The organism is Streptomyces sp. NPDC025638 (assembly GCF_055558775.1).
In genome coordinates this window covers 235,456-251,606 of record NZ_JBVHLX010000002.1, presented here as the reverse complement: position 1 = coordinate 251,606, position 16,151 = coordinate 235,456, and the positions used below count along the sequence as shown (strand labels likewise).

At 70.9% G+C, this 16,151-nt stretch carries 13 protein-coding genes; 7 read left to right on the top strand and 6 right to left on the bottom strand.

The window, feature by feature from the left end:
- Window positions 1-46: 46 nt before the first annotated feature.
- A complete protein-coding gene (locus tag ACZ4EG_RS05250; protein ID WP_467789603.1) occupies window positions 47-871 on the top strand; it encodes a rhomboid family intramembrane serine protease in 825 nt (274 codons plus the stop codon).
- Between the two features lies 1 nt (window position 872).
- Here the strand turns inward: ACZ4EG_RS05250 and hemE are convergent, their stop codons facing one another.
- Window positions 873-1,940, bottom strand: coding sequence for a uroporphyrinogen decarboxylase (gene hemE / locus ACZ4EG_RS05245; protein WP_467789602.1), 1,068 nt, complete (start codon window positions 1,938-1,940; stop codon window positions 873-875).
- Between the two features lie 96 nt (window positions 1,941-2,036).
- On the opposite strand from hemE, the gene ACZ4EG_RS05240 reads away from it, so the two are divergent.
- The 5 genes from ACZ4EG_RS05240 to ACZ4EG_RS05220 all read left to right on the top strand — a co-directional run bounded on the left by ACZ4EG_RS05240 (window position 2,037) and on the right by ACZ4EG_RS05220 (window position 8,728).
- A complete protein-coding gene (locus ACZ4EG_RS05240; RefSeq protein WP_467789601.1) occupies window positions 2,037-2,717 on the top strand; it encodes a DUF3000 domain-containing protein in 681 nt (226 codons plus the stop codon).
- Window positions 2,718-2,983: 266 nt separating this feature from the next.
- Complete coding sequence (locus ACZ4EG_RS05235; protein WP_263213751.1) at window positions 2,984-3,646, top strand: response regulator transcription factor; 663 nt, start codon at window positions 2,984-2,986, stop codon at window positions 3,644-3,646.
- Between the two features lie 171 nt (window positions 3,647-3,817).
- Window positions 3,818-5,107 carry an HRDC domain-containing protein gene (locus ACZ4EG_RS05230; protein ID WP_467789600.1) on the top strand — a complete coding sequence of 430 codons (1,290 nt, stop codon included), beginning with the start codon at window positions 3,818-3,820 and terminating at the stop codon, window positions 5,105-5,107.
- 277 nt (window positions 5,108-5,384) lie between these two features.
- Window positions 5,385-6,602 (top strand): thiolase family protein, encoded by a 1,218-nt coding sequence (locus tag ACZ4EG_RS05225; RefSeq protein WP_453556801.1) that lies wholly within the window; start codon window positions 5,385-5,387, stop codon window positions 6,600-6,602.
- Window positions 6,599-8,728 (top strand): 3-hydroxyacyl-CoA dehydrogenase NAD-binding domain-containing protein, encoded by a 2,130-nt coding sequence (locus tag ACZ4EG_RS05220; protein WP_453556799.1) that lies wholly within the window; start codon window positions 6,599-6,601, stop codon window positions 8,726-8,728. The genes ACZ4EG_RS05225 and ACZ4EG_RS05220 overlap by 4 nt, the downstream gene beginning before the upstream one ends.
- Window positions 8,729-8,799: 71 nt before the next feature.
- Here the strand turns inward: ACZ4EG_RS05220 and ACZ4EG_RS05215 are convergent, their stop codons facing one another.
- Both ACZ4EG_RS05215 and ACZ4EG_RS05210 read right to left on the bottom strand, forming a co-directional pair.
- Window positions 8,800-9,183, bottom strand: a complete 384-nt coding sequence (locus ACZ4EG_RS05215; RefSeq protein WP_453556797.1) for a hypothetical protein — start codon at window positions 9,181-9,183, stop codon at window positions 8,800-8,802.
- Between the two features lie 18 nt (window positions 9,184-9,201).
- Window positions 9,202-10,218, bottom strand: a complete 1,017-nt coding sequence (locus tag ACZ4EG_RS05210) for a PLL family lectin (protein WP_467789599.1) — start codon at window positions 10,216-10,218, stop codon at window positions 9,202-9,204.
- 264 nt (window positions 10,219-10,482) lie between these two features.
- Here ACZ4EG_RS05210 and ACZ4EG_RS05205 point away from each other — a divergent pair, with 264 nt between their 5' ends.
- A complete protein-coding gene (locus ACZ4EG_RS05205; RefSeq protein WP_467789598.1) occupies window positions 10,483-10,863 on the top strand; it encodes an NTP pyrophosphohydrolase in 381 nt (126 codons plus the stop codon).
- Here the strand turns inward: ACZ4EG_RS05205 and ACZ4EG_RS05200 are convergent.
- The 3 genes from ACZ4EG_RS05200 to dxs form a co-directional block, all read right to left on the bottom strand.
- Window positions 10,860-12,308, bottom strand: coding sequence for an ArnT family glycosyltransferase (locus ACZ4EG_RS05200; RefSeq protein ID WP_467789597.1), 1,449 nt, complete (start codon window positions 12,306-12,308; stop codon window positions 10,860-10,862). The genes ACZ4EG_RS05205 and ACZ4EG_RS05200 overlap by 4 nt on opposite strands.
- A gap of 73 nt (window positions 12,309-12,381) precedes the next feature.
- A complete protein-coding gene (locus tag ACZ4EG_RS05195; RefSeq protein ID WP_467789596.1) occupies window positions 12,382-13,905 on the bottom strand; it encodes an amino acid permease in 1,524 nt (507 codons plus the stop codon).
- Window positions 13,906-14,048: 143 nt separating this feature from the next.
- Entirely contained in the window at window positions 14,049-15,977 is a 1,929-nt protein-coding gene (gene dxs / locus ACZ4EG_RS05190) for a 1-deoxy-D-xylulose-5-phosphate synthase (RefSeq protein WP_453556787.1), read from the bottom strand.
- Between the last annotated feature and the right edge of the window lie 174 nt (window positions 15,978-16,151).

Sequence of the window (16,151 nt, the reverse complement as noted above, 5' to 3'; positions counted from 1 at the left end):
GGCCCGTTCATCGATTCGCGGGCCGCGTCGGGGGCACTACTTCTGTGTGGTCATCCCCGTGCATGACGTGAACCCGGTACGCCGCACCCCTTGGGTGACGTATGCGCTCATCGCCGCGAACGTCCTCGTCTTCGTGTCCACGCCCGGCATAGCCGGTTCCGTGGCCGGCGGCAGCGACCTGGCCCAGCTGTGCCATCTCCAGGCGTTCATGGACCACTACGCGGCCGTGCCCCGAGAACTGATCCACCATCAGCTGCCCCGGCTGGTCCCGACGGGCGAGGTGAGGCTGGGACCGCACGGCGCCGGGTGCGTGGTGGCGCCGCCGCGCTACGCCAAGTCGCCGCAGCTGTCGGTGTTCACGGCGATGTTCCTGCACGGCAGCTGGCTGCACCTGCTGGGCAACATGCTCTTTCTGCTGATCTTCGGCAACAACGTCGAGGACCGGATGGGCCACATCCGCTACTTCCTCTTCTACGTCGTCTGCGGCTACGCGGCCGGCTACGGCTTCGCGCTGCTCAACGCCTCCTCGGGCGACCCGCTGATCGGCGCGTCAGGGGCGATCGCCGGGGTCCTGGGCGCCTATCTGGTGCTGTATCCCAGGGCGCGGGTGTGGGTCCTGGTCCCGTTCCTGATCTTCCTGCCGCTGCGGCTGCCCGCCTGGCTGGTGCTGGGCTTCTGGTTCGTGCTCCAGGCGGTGTACTCGTCCGGCCACGGTGTCTCCGGCGCCGGGACGGTGGCCTACGCGGCGCATGTGGTCGGCTTCGTGGCGGGGATGCTGCTCGCCTGGCCGCTCAAGCCCGGCACCCCGCCGCCACCGGAGCCGCGCAGCCTGCTGTTCGGCAGGCGGGCCCGGCCCCGGCACACCTGGTGAGTCAGCGGGCGGTCTGCGTGTGGACGTAGTCCACGAGCCGGGTCAGGGCGTCCGGGTCGGTGGAGGGCATCACACCGTGGCCGAGGTTGAAGACGTGCCCCTCCAGGCCGGCGGCCGTCTCGAGCACCTCGCGCGCCTTGGCCTCGACGGCTTCCTTGGTGGCGAACAGCACCGTCGGGTCGAGGTTGCCCTGGAGCGCCTTGCCGGGGCCGACGCGACGGGCGGCCTCGTCCAGCGGGACGCGCCAGTCGACGCCGACGACGTCCGCGCCGGCCTCGCCCATGAGCTTCAGCAGCTCACCGGTGCCGACACCGAAGTGGATACGCGGGACGCCGTACCCGGCGACGGCCTGGAAGACCTTGGCGGAGGCGGGCAGCACCGAGCGGCGGTAGTCCGCCGGGGACAGCGCTCCGGCCCAGGAGTCGAACAGCTGGACCGCGCTCGCGCCCGCCTCGATCTGGACCTTCAGGAAGGCGGCCGTGATCTCGGCGAGGCGGTCGAGGAGGTCGGCCCACAGCTCGGGGTCGCCGTACATCATCGCCTTGGCGTTCTCGTACGTGCGGGACGGACCGCCCTCGACGAGGTAGCTCGCGAGGGTGAAAGGAGCGCCGGCGAAGCCGATCAGCGGGGTGGCGCCCAGCTCGCGGGTGAGCATCCCGATGGCCTCGGTGACGTAGGAGACGTCCTCGGGGCCGAGGTCGCGCAGCTGGGCCAGATCGGCGCGGGTGCGGATCGGGCGCTCGACGACCGGGCCGACGCCGGGCTTGATGTCGAGGTCGATGCCGATGGCCTTGAGCGGTACGACGATGTCGCTGAAGTAGATCGCCGCGTCCACGTTGTGCCGGCGCACCGGCTGGAGCGTGATCTCGGTGACCAGCTCGGGCCGCATGCAGGACTCCAGCATCGGAATGCCCTCGCGCACCTTGCGGTACTCCGGCAGCGAGCGCCCGGCCTGCCGCATGAACCACACGGGGGTGTGCGGCACGGGTTCGCGCCTGCACGCCTTGAGGAAGGCACTGTCGTACGTCGCTGTCGGCTGCTGGCCCGTGGGGCTTGCGTTGGCACTCACGACGGCAAGTCTCGCACGGCCCGGAAGCCGACGTGGCCGCGGCCTTGAGGGTGTCTCTCCCTGCGCGGAGGCCCCGTTCCCCTTAATCTTCCCCGCATGGCTGCGGCTCAGGGACGACTGTCGGACGGCGCTGGCGAAATGGACGACGCGAAGGAGACGGGGGAGGCGGAGCGGCACAAGGACAAGGCGGCTCCGTCGGCCTTCCGGGCCGCGGTCGAGGCGATCAGGAGCGCGCGGCTGCGGCCGCAGGTCGAGGTGGAGCCGACGCCGGCGCCGCAGCGGCTCGCCCCGTTCGCGTACGCCCTGGAGGCCGCGGTGGTCGACGGCGACCAGGAACTCGCCGACGGCCGTCTGGTGCTGCTGCACGAGCCGGACGGGCACGAGGCCTGGCACGGCACCTTCCGGTTGGTGACGCTGGTGCGCGCCGAGCTGGAGCCGGAGATGGCGGCGGACCCGCTGCTGCCCGAGGTGTGCTGGTCGTGGCTGACCGGGGCGCTCCAGGCGCGCGGGCTGTCGTACGGCGAGCCGAGCGGCACGGTCACGCGCGCGAGCTCGCACTACTTCGGCGGGCTGGCCGAGCGCCCGGCCGCCTCGCAGATCGAGATCCGTGCCTCCTGGACGCCCCGTGAGGGCCTGGGCGGAGTCCCGGACAGCGCGGCGCATCTGGCCTCCTGGTGCGATCTGCTGGCCCAGGTCGCGGGTCTGCCGCCGGCCGCCCCGGGCGACGCCTCGGTGGTGACCCTGCCGCAGCGCCGCAGGGGGCCGCAGTCCCGTTGACCGCCGACTTTCGGTTGATCATCATCTCGTTGACCATCTCTTTGTCGATACGGCCACTTTCAGTCCCGTAATCGCCACGACTTGAGCCGACTCGATCTTCGGGTGATCGATCGCGTGTCCGAATTGCACGGATTGTTACTCACTAGATCGTGATCATTCTCTAAAGGCGGACGGGTTTGATGCCGAAGACAGCTGTGACCTTGAAAGCACGGTTCGTCCCGGCTTCATCCCCAGAGCCGGCCCCGTCCCGCACTCCAGGAGGCCTGGTGTCCGTTCTTCTTGAGCAGCCCGCAAGCCTGGTCGCCTACCGCCCGAACAAGCCGACCGCCATGGTGGTCGTGGCCGACCCGCGCGTCCGCTCCACCGTCACCCGTCATCTGTGGGCGCTCGGTGTGCGCGATGTCATCGAGGCCTCGTCCATCGCGGAGGCTCGTCCCCGCATCGGCAACCCCCGCGACATCTGCGTCGCCGACGTCCACCTTCCCGACGGTTCCGGCCTGACCCTCCTCTCCGAGACCCGTGCCGCAGGCTGGCCGAACGGGCTGGCACTGTCCGCCGCCGACGACATCGGCGCCGTACGCAACGCCCTGGCCGGCGGGGTCAAGGGCTATGTCGTCACCGGGACCCGGACCAACATCGGGCTCCCCACCAGACCGGGCACCTCCCCCATCGGCGCGACCGCCGCCCGTATGCACCGCCGCCCCCCGGGTTCCCCGAGCCACCCGGGTGGCTACCGCGAGCTGTCCGGCCGCGAGGTCGAGGTGCTGCGGCTGGTCGCGGAGGGCCAGTCGAACAAGGCGATCGGCGTCTCGATGGGCCTGTCCGCACTGACCGTCAAGAGCCACCTCGCCCGCATCGCCCGCAAGCTCGGCACCGGTGACCGGGCCGGAATGGTCGCGGTGGCCCTGCGCACCGGGATCATCCACTGAACCGGCCGAAACCGTACGCCGAACCCGCCGGAGGCCCCACACCCACCTACCGTGTTCGTTCACTCACGTGAACGAGATGTTTCACCGACCTGACTGGTTTACGACCCCCTGACGCCCGTCGACGGAACGTTCCGTCGACGGGCGCTGTCCACACACAGATACCCTTGACAGGTGACCGACGCCCAAGACACCGCAGCCGACATGCCACTGCGCACCACCGGAGGGACCCCTCCGGACGACGGCGGATCGTCAGCGGCGGGGGCGCCGATCCCTTTGCTCGAACCGCGCGAGGGCATTCCGCCGGTGATCGCCGACGAGGCCTCGCTGGCCGAGGTGATCGCCGCCTTCGCCGCCGGCTCCGGCCCCGTGGCCGTGGACGCCGAGCGTGCCTCCGGCTACCGCTACGGCCAGCGCGCCTATCTGGTGCAGCTGCGCCGCGAGGGCGCCGGTACCGCGCTGATCGATCCCGTCGCCTGCCCCGACCTGTCGGGGCTCGGCGAGGTCCTGTCCGGTGTGGAGTGGGTGCTGCACGCCGCCACCCAGGACCTGCCCTGTCTGCGCGAGATAGGCATGGTGCCCAGCCGCCTGTTCGACACCGAGCTGGCCGGCCGGCTCGCCGGGTTCCCCCGGGTCGGTCTGGGCGCGATGGTCGAGGGCGTGCTCGGATACGTACTCGAGAAGGGGCACTCCGCTGTCGACTGGTCGACCCGGCCGCTGCCCGATCCGTGGCTGCGGTACGCGGCCCTGGACGTCGAGCTGCTCGTCGACCTGCGCAACTCCCTGGAGAAGGAGCTGGACCGGCAGGGCAAGCTGGAGTGGGCCCGCCAGGAGTTCGACGCGATCGCCGACGCCCCGCCCGCGGAGCCGCGCAAGGATCCCTGGCGTCGCACGTCCGGGATGCACAAGGTGCGGCGCCGGCGGCAGCTGGCCGTGGTGCGGGAGCTGTGGGAGACGCGGGACCGCATCGCCCAGCGGCGGGACGTCTCGCCCGGGAAGGTGCTCGGTGACGCCGCGATCGTCGAGGCGGCGCTGTCCCTCCCGGTCAATGTGCACGCGCTCGCCGGGCTGAACGGGTTCGGGCACCGGATGGGCCGGCGCCAGCTGGAGCAGTGGCAGGCCGCGGTGGACCGGGCCAAGGCCCTGACGGAGGCGCAGCTGCCGCAGCCGGGGCAGCCCGTCGCCGGGCCGCCGCCGCCCCGGGCCTGGGCCGACAAGGACCCGGCCGCCGCGGCTCGGCTCTCCGCCGCGCGCGCCGCGGTGTCGGCGCTGGCCGAGCGGCTCACCATGCCCCAGGAGAATCTCATCGCCCCGGACACCGTGCGGCGGCTCTGCTGGGAGCCGCCGAAGTCTGTCGACATCGACTCCGTGAGCGGTGCGCTGTCCGGGTACGGTGCGCGGCCGTGGCAGGTGGCGCAGGTGACGCCGGCGCTCGTCGACGCACTGTCGGTGAAGGACGCGTAGCCGCCACAGCGGTTGGTGACGCACCGCGGCGTCGAGATCACGCCAAGATCCTGGGACGCCCCGGACGAGGACGGACGGCCGCCTTTGACCGGGCGGCCCGGTCCACGCGCTTCCACGCGCTTCCCGATGACGGTCGCATCCCCGCCGATGTGACGTTCGCCGCTCCCCGCGTCAGGGGTGTGCAGCTACGTTACCCACAAGTAGCATGGGTCCTGAGCGCGCGCTCAGCTCTTGCGCGTCGCAGCAGTGCCATCCCGCACCCTGGAGGAGAGCCATCGTGCCTCGTACCGTCAGGGATGTCGTCTTCGTCGACGGCGTCCGCACCCCGTTCGGCAAGGCGGGCCCGAAGGGCATCTACCACGAGACCCGCGCCGACGACCTCGTCGTGAAGGCGATCCGGGAGCTGCTGCGCCGCAACCCCGGTCTCGACCCGAAGAAGATCGACGAGGTCGCCATCGCCGCGACCACGCAGATCGGTGACCAGGGCCTGACCCTCGGCCGCACGGCCGGCATCCTCGCCGGTCTCCCCCAGTCCGTCCCGGGCTACTCGATCGACCGCATGTGCGCCGGCGCCCTGACCGCCGTGACGACCACCGCCGGTTCGATCGCGTTCGGCGCCTACGACGCCGTCATCGCCGGTGGCGTCGAGCACATGGGCCGCCACCCGATGGGCGAGGGCGTGGACCCGAACCCGCGCTTCGTCAGCGAGAAGCTGGTCGACGAGTCCGCCCTGTTCATGGGCATGACCGCCGAGAACCTGCACGACCGCTACCCGCAGATCACCAAGCTCCGCGCCGACGAGTACGCGGTGCGCTCGCAGGAGAAGGCCGCCAAGGCGTACGCCGACGGCAAGATCCAGCAGGACCTGGTGCCGATCTCGGTGCGTCGTACGAACCCCGAGGCCGGCGAGACCGGTTGGGGCCTGGTCACGGCCGACGAGCCGATGCGCCCGGGTACGACCCTGGAGAACCTCTCCGGTCTGAAGACCCCCTTCCGCGTGCACGGCCGGGTCACCGCCGGTAACGCGGCCGGTCTGAACGACGGAGCCACCGCCTCGATCATCGCGAGCGAGGACTTCGCCCGCGAGAACAACCTGCCGGTCAAGATGCGCCTGGTCTCCTACGCCTTCGCGGGCGTCGAGCCCGAGGTCATGGGCTACGGCCCGATCCCGGCCACGGAGAAGGCCCTCGCCAAGGCGGGCCTGTCCATCTCCGACATCGGTCTCTTCGAGATCAACGAGGCCTTCGCCGTCCAGGTCCTGGCCCTCCTGGACCACTACGGCATCGCCGACGACGACGCGCGCGTCAACCAGTACGGCGGCGCCATCGCCTACGGCCACCCGCTGGCCTCCTCGGGCGTCCGTCTGATGACGCAGCTGGCCCGCCAGTTCGAGGAGCAGCCGAACGTCCGCTACGGCCTGACCACCATGTGCGTCGGCTTCGGCATGGGCGCGACGGTCATCTGGGAGAACCCGCACTTCGAGGGGGACAAGTGAGCACCACCGCTGAGCTTCTGAAGGGTGCGGCCGAGCTGTTCCCCGACGAGGTCGTGACGTCCGCGCACGTACGCCACCTCGACCTGCCGTTCGGCGCCGGGCGCTTCGCGCTCATCACGCTGGACAACGGCTTCGACCACACCAAGCCGACCACCTTCGGCCCGGCCTCGCTGGCGAACCTCAACACCGCCATCGACCAGGTCGAGGCGGAGGCCGCGGCCGGCGGCATCGTCGGTGTCGGCATCACCGGCAAGCCGTTCATCTTCGCGGTCGGCGCCGACCTCAAGGGCGTCGAGCTGCTGAAGAAGCACGAGGACGCGCTCGCCATCGGCAAGGGCGGCCACGAGGTCTTCAAGCGCCTCGCGGGCCTCGCCGTCCCGACCTTCGCGTACTACAACGGTGCCGCCATGGGCGGTGGCGTCGAGGTCGGTCTGCACTGCGCCTACCGGACCGTCTCCAAGGCGATCCCGGCGTTCTCCCTGCCCGAGGTCTTCCTCGGTCTGGTCCCGGGCTGGGGCGGCTGCACGATCCTGCCGAACCTGATCGGCGCCGACAAGGCCGTCTCGGTGATCATCGAGAACAGCCTCAACCAGAACAAGCAGCTCAAGGGCCAGCAGGTCTTCGACCTGGGCATCGCCGACGCCCTCTTCGAGGGCGCCGACTTCCTGGAGCAGTCGCTGATCTGGACCGCGAACGTCCTCAAGGGCGACATCGAGGTCGAGCGCCCGGTGATCGACCGCGGCGAGGGCTGGGACCAGGCCGTCGCCAAGGGCCGCTTCATCGCGGACTCCAAGGTGCACGGCGCGGCCCCGGCCGCCTACCGTGCCCTGGACATCATCGCGGCCGCCAAGAACGGCGACCTGCAGCAGGGTTACGACGCCGAGGACAAGGCGCTCGCCGACCTGATCATGGGCGGCGAACTGCGCTCCGGCATCTACGCGTTCAACCTGGTGCAGAAGCGCGGCAAGCGCCCGGCCGGTGCCCCGGACAAGAACCTGGCGCGCCCGGTCACCAAGGTCGGCGTGGTCGGCGCGGGCCTGATGGCCAGCCAGCTCGCCCTGCTCTTCCTGCGCCGCCTGGAGGTCCCGGTCGTCCTCACGGACATCGACCAGGAGCGCGTCGACAAGGGTGTGGGCTACGTCCACGCCGAGATCGAGAAGCTGCTCGGCAAGGGCCGTATCAACCAGGACAAGGCCAACCGCCTCAAGGCGCTGGTCACCGGTGTCCTGGACAAGGCGGAGGGCTTCGCGGACGCCGACTTCATCATCGAGGCCGTCTTCGAGGAGATCGGCGTCAAGCAGACGGTGTTCGCGGAGGTCGAGGCGGTCGCCCCGGCGCACGCGATCCTCGCGACCAACACCTCCTCCCTGTCGGTGACGGAGATGGCGTCGAAGCTCAAGAACCCCGAGCGGGTCGTGGGCTTCCACTTCTTCAACCCGGTCGCCGTCCTCCCGCTCCTGGAGATCGTCCGGGGCGAGCAGACCGACGACGCCTCGCTGGCCACCGCCTTCGCGGTCGCCAAGAAGCTGAAGAAGACCGCGGTCCTCACCAAGGACGCCCCGGCGTTCGTGGTGAACCGCATCCTGACCCGCTTCATGGGCGAGATCCAGAACGTCATCGACGAGGGCACCCCGGTCGAGGTCGCCGAGAAGGCCATCGAGCCGCTCGGCCTGCCGATGTCCCCGCTGGTGCTGCTGGAGCTGGTCGGTCCCGCGATCGGTCTGCACGTCTCGGAGACCCTCAACCGGGCCTTCCCGGACCGCTTCAAGGTCTCCCCGAACCTCGCGGCCGTCGTCAAGGCGGGCAAGCGCGGCTTCTACGTCTACGACAGCGGCAAGCCGGAGCTGGACCCCGAGGTCGCGGCGCTGCTCAAGCAGGGCGATGTCGTCCTGACCGAGGAGCAGGTCCGGGACCGCGTCCTCGACGCGGTGGCCCAGGAGATCGGTCTGATGCTCGACGAGGGTGTCGTGGCCGAGGCCCAGGACATCGACCTGTGCCTGATCACCGGCGCCGGCTGGCCCTTCCACCTGGGCGGCATCACGCCGTACCTGGACCGTGAGGGCGTCTCGGAGCGGGTGAACGGCAAGAAGTTCCTGGCTCCGGGCACGGCGAGCGTCCCGGCGTAACCGGTTCCGCGGCGTTCCGTACGCACGGACGATGCCCGGCGCACCCGAGTGGTGTGCCGGGCATCGGCGTTTCAGGAGGCGGGCGGACTTGCGTCCTCGACATGGACCACGTGCAGTTCCCGGCCGTCCTGGTCGCGCTTGGACCGGCCATGGATCCCGACGGCCAGATGCGAGGGGTCGGCGGGTTCGTCGAGCCCGACGAAGGTGACCACGTCCGGGTGATGGCCCGTCACCAGCCAGCCCTCGTCGTTCTTGAGCTCCAGTACGCGGAAGTCGCCCGCGGGCCCGGCCACGTGCACGGGGCCGAACTCCCGCAGGAGCTCGGTGGCCCGCTCGTCGAGTTGCCCCTCGGGCTCCTCCAGCACCACGCAGGTGCCGTGCTCGAAGAGCACCCACGATTTTCCGGATCCGGCGAGGAGACGGCGCCATGTGTCGATGAGTGTCTCGGTGTCCACGCGGTCATCTTCGCGCACTCAGACCTCCCGCCATGCCTCCAGTGCCAGTCCCGGCTCCTCCTTGCGGCGGGTGACCAGGAGTTGGCCGGTCGACGGGGACAACGTTGCCGCGGCCACGCGGCCGTTCTCGTCCAGCGCGAGGGCCACCACGGCGTCCGCGGGGAGCTGGGGGCCCGACTCGGTCCACCAGGCACCCGCCGTCTCGTCCTGGGTCGGATACGCGGCGAAGACCACGCGGCCGCTCGACGAACGCTGGGCGAGGAGGGTGCAGTCGTGGCCGTCCAGTTCGCAGCGGACCGCCGCGACCGGGCCGTCGCCGGCCGCGGGGAGCAGGGCGACGGGCTTGCCGCCGGGGCGCCAGGCGCAGATGTCGCCCGAGTCGGCGGTGTAGAAGAGGGTGGTGCTGTCGGGGGAGGTGGCCAGGGCGTGCAGGGTGCCCGGGCGGGCCGGTGCCTCCAGCGCCTCCTCCAGGACCGGCTCGGTGCCCGCCTCCTCCTGGCGCCAGTGCAGTACGGCGCCGGGGACGGCCGCGTAGAGCTCGACCCGGCCGGACTCCCCCGTCACGGCCGCGAGTTCCTCCTGGACGTCCCGGCCCTTCAGATCGCGCCAGGGATCCCAGCCGCCCTTCTCCTTCTGGGCCAGCAGGCTCACTCCGCCGCCCTTGTTGCGTACGAAGACATGGGCCCGGCCCTGTGCGTCCACGGCGACCGCCGGGGTGCCGGTGCGGTCGCCCTTCTTGTCGGGGTGTCCGACCGGAGCCCAGTCCAGGGCGGCGAGATGCGGCCGGAAGTGGGTGGAGTGCACCAGGCCCGACTCACCGGCCGCCGTGGGCCGCCAGGAGACCAGATGGGCGTAGCCGTCGGCGCCCTGACCGACGCCGAGCACGGGGTGCAGCCGCTGGTCGCCGCCGACCGTCCGCGGGGCGCCCCAGGGACCACCGGGCCCGCGCTCCGCCCGGCACAGGACGGCTTCGCCCGACGGCAGGTAGACACTGAGCCGACCGTCACGGCCGCGTATGAGCCAGTCGCCGTTCACCGCATCACTCTATGCCGGACGAGCGATTGACCGGGCCCCGCCTCTGCCGGTTACTGCAGCCGGTGCGCTGCACGAACCCGGTGGCGCTCGCCCAGGGGGCAAGCGGAAGACGCCGCCGGCCGGAGGACCAAGGCGCCCCCGATGGGCCGACAGCCCCGCCCGACTCCCTCCGCCAACACCCGCGCCCCGACCGGAAGCCCGAGAGCGGCCACGCGCCGGTGTTCTGTCGGTGTTCGGGGCGCGTCGCCGTGGGAGGCTTGGCGTATGGACGAGGATGCGCCGCTGCTCGTGATCGTCGATGCCGCGAACGTGGTCGGGTCGGTGCCCGACGGATGGTGGCGGGACCGGAGGGGGGCCGCCGAGCGGCTGCGGGACCGGCTGGCGTCGGAGGGGCTGCCCGGTCATCCGAACCCCGTGGAGATCGTGCTGGTCGTCGAGGGCGCGGCGCGCGGCGTTCAGTCCGCGCCCGGACTGCGGGTGGAGTCGGCGCGGGGCAGCGGCGACGACCGTATCGTCGAGCTGGTCGAGGAGAACCGCGGCCGCCCCACCCTGGTCATCACGGCCGACCGCGAACTGCGGTGCAGGGTGACGGAGTTGGACGCGGAGGTGACGGGCCCACGGGCGGTGCTCGGCGGCATGCCCTAGTCCCGCGTCACCCGCGCGTACAGCACCGCCCCGTCCACCTCCCCCACCGGCTCGTACCGTGCCGCAAGGAGTTGGCGCAGGCCCGGGACGCGTTCCGGGGCGTACGGCTTGCCCCTGGAGTCGTCGACCACCAAAGCAGGTGCGTGGGCGGTCATTTCCTCGCGGAAGACGGGCCAGGTGCCCTGGACGGCGTACTGCTCGCCGACCTGGGGGCTGCCCCGGCCGCCGCTGAAGTTGGTGAGGAGCCCCGCGGTGAGATAGCGGCTGGCGGGGGTGCGCTGGGACAGCCAGTACGTCTCCGGGTGTATCCCCCACACGAGGACCCGGTCGGTGAGCGCCGTGCGGTGGGCCACGGCTGAGGCCAGGCGCTGGGCGTGGGTGAGTTCGGGGCGGGGCGCCAGCAGACCCCAGGCCAGGAAGAGGACGCAGCAGCAGGCCGAGGTGAGGACCGCCGCGGTCAGCCGCTGCCGGGGCAGGATCTGCAGCGCGGCCGTCGCCAGCAGGGCGAGCGGCGGGATGAGTTGCAGGTAGTAGTGGCCGAAGAAGTGGAAGCCGAGGACCACGGCCAGGGCCGAGGAGGCGAGCCACAGCCACAGGTCGGCCGCCCCCGTACGGGCCAGCCGCAGTACCCGTACCACCGGCGGGATCAGGCCCGCGCAGGCCACGGCCAGGATCGCCGTGTTGGTCAGCGCCCGGACCAGGGCGTGCAGTTCGGACCCGGTGAAGGAGGCGTACGCCCCCGATCCGGTGACCGTCCAGAAGACGAAGCCGGCCGGATCGGTGACCAGGGCCGCACCCAGCACCGGCAGGGCCACCCCGGCGGCCAGCCGCAGCACCGCGCCGCGCGGGGCGCCGTACCGGTGTGCGAGCCACAGCACCGGCATCAGCACCACCCCGCCGGTCTGCTTGGTGAGCAGGGCGCAGGCGACGGCCACGCCGGCCGTGCCCCAGCGGCGGCGGTCCGCGCACCACATCGCGGCGGCCGTGCAGGGCAGCATGAACACCTCGAACGTGGCGGCCTGCGCGTCCTCGGGGTTGAGCCCCACGGAGACCAGCAGATACAGCACCCCGGCCGTCCGGCCCGCGGTGTCGCCCCACCGGAGCCGGGCGAGCGAGGCCAGCAGGACGGCGGTGAGCAGCTGTGCCAGCACGGCGAGGATCCGCACCGGTGTGAGCGATCCGGAGCCGCCCAGCGCGAACGCGGCCTGGTACAGCCAGGGCACGATGGGCGGCTTGCGGTCCACCACCGTCTCGTACATCTGCCCGCCGTGTGCCAGCATCCGGGCCTGCACGGCGAGAAAGCCCTCGTCGGGGTTCCACAGCGGCCGCGCGAAGGACGGCACACGGGTCACACAGGCCAGGGCCGCCAGCAGCGGCAGCAGCCGCGTCCAGTACGCCTTCCGTGCGACTACGGAACGTGGTGGGGCGAGCGACGCGGCGGACATGGGGAGCACGCTATCCGGCCCCGCGGTCTCCACCGAAACAGGACATACGGGGCCGGTGCGTTCACGGGGCCGGCTACGGGGTGTCTCCGCCCGGCCGCCTTCCGACCTCGTCGGGCGTCGTCTCCTCGTGGCGTCCCAGGCGGCTGTGCGAGCGGCCGTACGCGAAGTACACGACGAAGCCGATCACCATCCAGATGGCGAACCGGAGCCAGGTCTCGGCGGGCAGGTTCAGCATCAGCCAGAGCGTGGCGGCGACGGACAGGACCGGGATGAAGGGCACCCACGGCGTACGGAAGGCGCGGTGCAGGTCCGGGCGGGTGCGGCGGAGGATGATCACGCCGAGCGCGACGACCACGAAGGCGAACAGCGTGCCGATGTTCACCAGCTCGGCGAGTTCGCTCAGGCTGGTGAAGCCCGCGATGACCGCGATGAGCACACCGAGCAGGATGGTCGGCCGGTGCGGGGTCCGGAACCGGGGGTGGACGATGGAGAAGAAGCGGGGCAGCAGACCGTCGCGGCTCATCGCGAAGAACACCCGGGTCTGACCGAGCAGCAGGATCATGCAGACGGTGGTCAGGCCGATGACGGCGCCGAAGCTGATCGCGCCCGCGTACCAGGGGTGTCCGAGGGCCTTGAAGGCGTCGGCGAGCGGGGCGTCCACGGAGAGATCGGTGTAGTGCTGCATGCCCGTGACGACGATGGACACCGCCACGTACAGCGCCGTGCAGATGAGCAGGGAGCCGAGGATGCCGCGCGGCATGTCCCGCTGCGGGTTCTTGGTCTCCTCGGCGGCGGTGGCCACGACGTCGAAGCCGATGAAGGCGAAGAAGACGACGGAGGCGGCGGTGAAGATGCCCATCACGCCGAAGTTGGACGGCGCCCAGCCGGCCATCAGTTGGATGAGCGGCGCCTTGAGAGTGCCCCCGGCCTCCACCGGCTGGGCCTTGGGGATGAACGGCTTGTAGTTGGCGCTGGTGATGAAGAAGGCACCGGCGACGATCACGATCAGGACGACCGTCACCTTGATGGCGACGACCACTTCGGTGACCCGCGCGGACAGTTTCATGCCGATCACGAGGATGGCGGTGAGCACCAGGACCAGCGCGGCGGCGAGGATGTCGAAGCCGAAGCCGTGGGCTCCGTCCCGGCCGGCCAGGTAGTCGGGCAGGTGCCAGCCCGCGTTGTCCAGGAGCGAGCGCATGTAGCCGGACCAGCCGACGGCGACCACCGCCGTGCCGAGCGCGAACTCCAGGACGAGGTCCCAGCCGATGATCCAGGCGGGCAGTTCACCGAGGGACGCGTACGAGAAGGTGTACGCGGATCCGGCCACCGGGACCGTGGAGGCGAACTCCGCGTAGCAGAGCGCGGCAAGGGCGCAGACGACGCCGGCCGCGACGAAGGCCAGGGAGACCGCGGGGCCCGCGTTCTCCCTGGCGACCTTGCCGGTCAGGACGAAGATGCCGGTGCCGATGATGACACCGACGCCGAAGACGGTCAGATCCAGCGCGGACAAGGATTTCTTGAGCGCGTGCTCTGGCTCCTCGGTATCGAGGATGGACTGCTCCACCTTTTTCGTCCGGAAGAGGGAACTGCTCACGGGGTACCTCCCACGCTTGTCGTCCTCGACATGATCGAGAGGGGGCGCGGTACGTATGCCCCGGGGCGTGCTCATTCACGCAAATGGGCCGGTTTCACCACTCTTGACAGTGGCAAAACCGGCCCGGAAGGGCGCCTCTGGTGCTAGTCGCGCGCGGGCTCCACCGAGTCGACCTCGCTCGTCGGGCGGTCGAAGCGGCCGTCCAGCTTGGAGACCAGACCGGTGACCTGGCGGGCGATGTCGGGGGCGGTCAGCCCGATCTCGGCCATGACCTCGGCGCGGGAGGCGTGGTCGAGGAAGCGCGGCGGGATGCCGAAGTCACGCAGCGGGACGTCGACGCCGGCGTCCCGCAGGGCCTGGGCGACGGCCGAGCCGACGCCGCCGACGCGGGAGTTGTCCTCGACGGTGACGACCACGCGGTGCCGCTCGGCGAGCGGGGCCATGGCCTCGTCGACGGGCTTGACCCAGCGCGGGTCGACGACGGTGGTGGTGATGCCCTGCCGGTCCAGCAGGCCGGCGATCTCCAGGCACATCGGGGCGAGGGCGCCCACGGAGACCAGCAGCACGTCCGGGGTGTCGGTGCCCGGTTCGCGCAGCACGTCCATGCCGCCGACGCGTCCCAGGGCCGGTACGGCGGGACCGACCGCGCCCTTCGAGAAGCGCACGACGGTCGGCGCGTCCTTCACCTCGACGGCCTCGCGCAGCTGCGCGCGCACCTGGTCGGCGTCGCGCGGCGCGGCCAGCCTGAGCCCCGGCACGACCTGAAGGATCGACATGTCCCACATGCCGTTGTGGGAAGCGCCGTCGGTGCCGGTGATACCCGCACGGTCCAGCACGAAGGTCACCCCGCACTTGTGCAGGGCCACGTCCATCAGCACCTGGTCGAAGGCGCGGTTGAGGAAGGTGGCGTACACGGCGAAGACGGGGTGCACCCCGCCCGTCGCGAGGCCCGCGGCGGAGACGGCGCCGTGCTGCTCGGCGATGCCGACGTCGTACACCCGCTCGGGGAAGGCCTTGGCGAACCGGTCGAGTCCGACCGGCTGGAGCATCGCGGCGGTGATGGCGACGACGTCCTCCCGCTCATGACCCAGCTTCACCATCTCGTCGCCGAAGACGGAGGTCCAGTCGGCGCCGGAGCTGGCGATGGGCAGGCCCGTGTCGGGGTGGATCTTGCCGACGGCGTGGAAGCGGTCGGCCTCGTCCTGGAGGGCGGGCTGGTAGCCGCGGCCCTTCTCGGTGAGGCAGTGGACGATGACCGGGCCGCCGAACCGCTTGGCGCGGGCCAGCGCCGACTCCAGGGCCTCGATGTCATGGCCGTCGATCGGGCCGACGTACTTCAGGCCGAGGTCCTCGAACATGCCCTGCGGGGCGATGAAGTCCTTCAGGCCCTTCTTCGCGCCGTGCAGGGTCTCGTAGAGCGGCTTGCCGACGACCGGGGTGCGCTCCAGGACCTCCTTGGTGCGGGCCAGGAAGCGCTCGTAGCCGTCGGTGGTGCGCAGCGTCGCGAGGTGGTTGGCGAGGCCGCCGATGGTCGGCGCGTACGAGCGCTCGTTGTCGTTGACGACGATGACCAGCGGGCGGTCCTTGGCGTCGGCGATGTTGTTGAGCGCCTCCCAGGCCATGCCCCCGGTGAGGGCGCCGTCGCCGATGACGGCGACGACATGGTTGTCCTTCTTGCGCAGTTGATTGGCTTTTGCCAGACCGTCAGCCCAGCCGAGGACCGTCGAGGCGTGCGAGTTCTCGATGATGTCGTGCTCGGACTCGGCCTGCGAGGGGTAGCCGGACAGACCGCCCTTCATCTTCAGCCTGGAGAAGTCCTGCCGGCCCGTGAGCAGCTTGTGCACGTAGGACTGGTGGCCCGTGTCCCACAGCACCTTGTCCTTCGGGGACTCGAAGACACGGTGCAGGGCGATGGTGAGCTCGACCACGCCCAGGTTGGGTCCGAGATGTCCGCCTGTCTTGGAGACGGCGTCGACGAGGAAGGTCCGGATCTCCTCTGCCAGCTGTTCCAGCTCCTCCAGACTGAGCCGGTCCAGATCGCGCGGTCCCCTGATGCGGGTCAGCAGCGGCACCCGTGCCTCCTTGCAGTAGAGCTGATCGAGCTGTTGCCGGGCCTGTCGAGTCTAATGTTCCGCCTCTGCGACCGACGCCCGGGCTGTGCGTCGTACGTCACGCGAACGGCCGTACCCACCAGAAGGGTTCCCGAGACACAGCTGTGCCCGGCACCGCCGTTGGTGCCGGGCACA

Bases quoted from the DNA above. Each gene is read 5' to 3' on its own strand.
- ACZ4EG_RS05240 (WP_467789601.1), top strand. From the start codon at position 2,037: ATGGCTGCGGCTCAGGGACGACTGTCGGACGGCGCTGGCGAAATGGAC.
- ACZ4EG_RS05205 (WP_467789598.1), top strand. From the start codon at position 10,483: ATGGACGAGGATGCGCCGCTGCTCGTGATCGTCGATGCCGCGAACGTG.
- ACZ4EG_RS05200 (WP_467789597.1), bottom strand. From the start codon at position 12,308: ATGTCCGCCGCGTCGCTCGCCCCACCACGTTCCGTAGTCGCACGGAAG.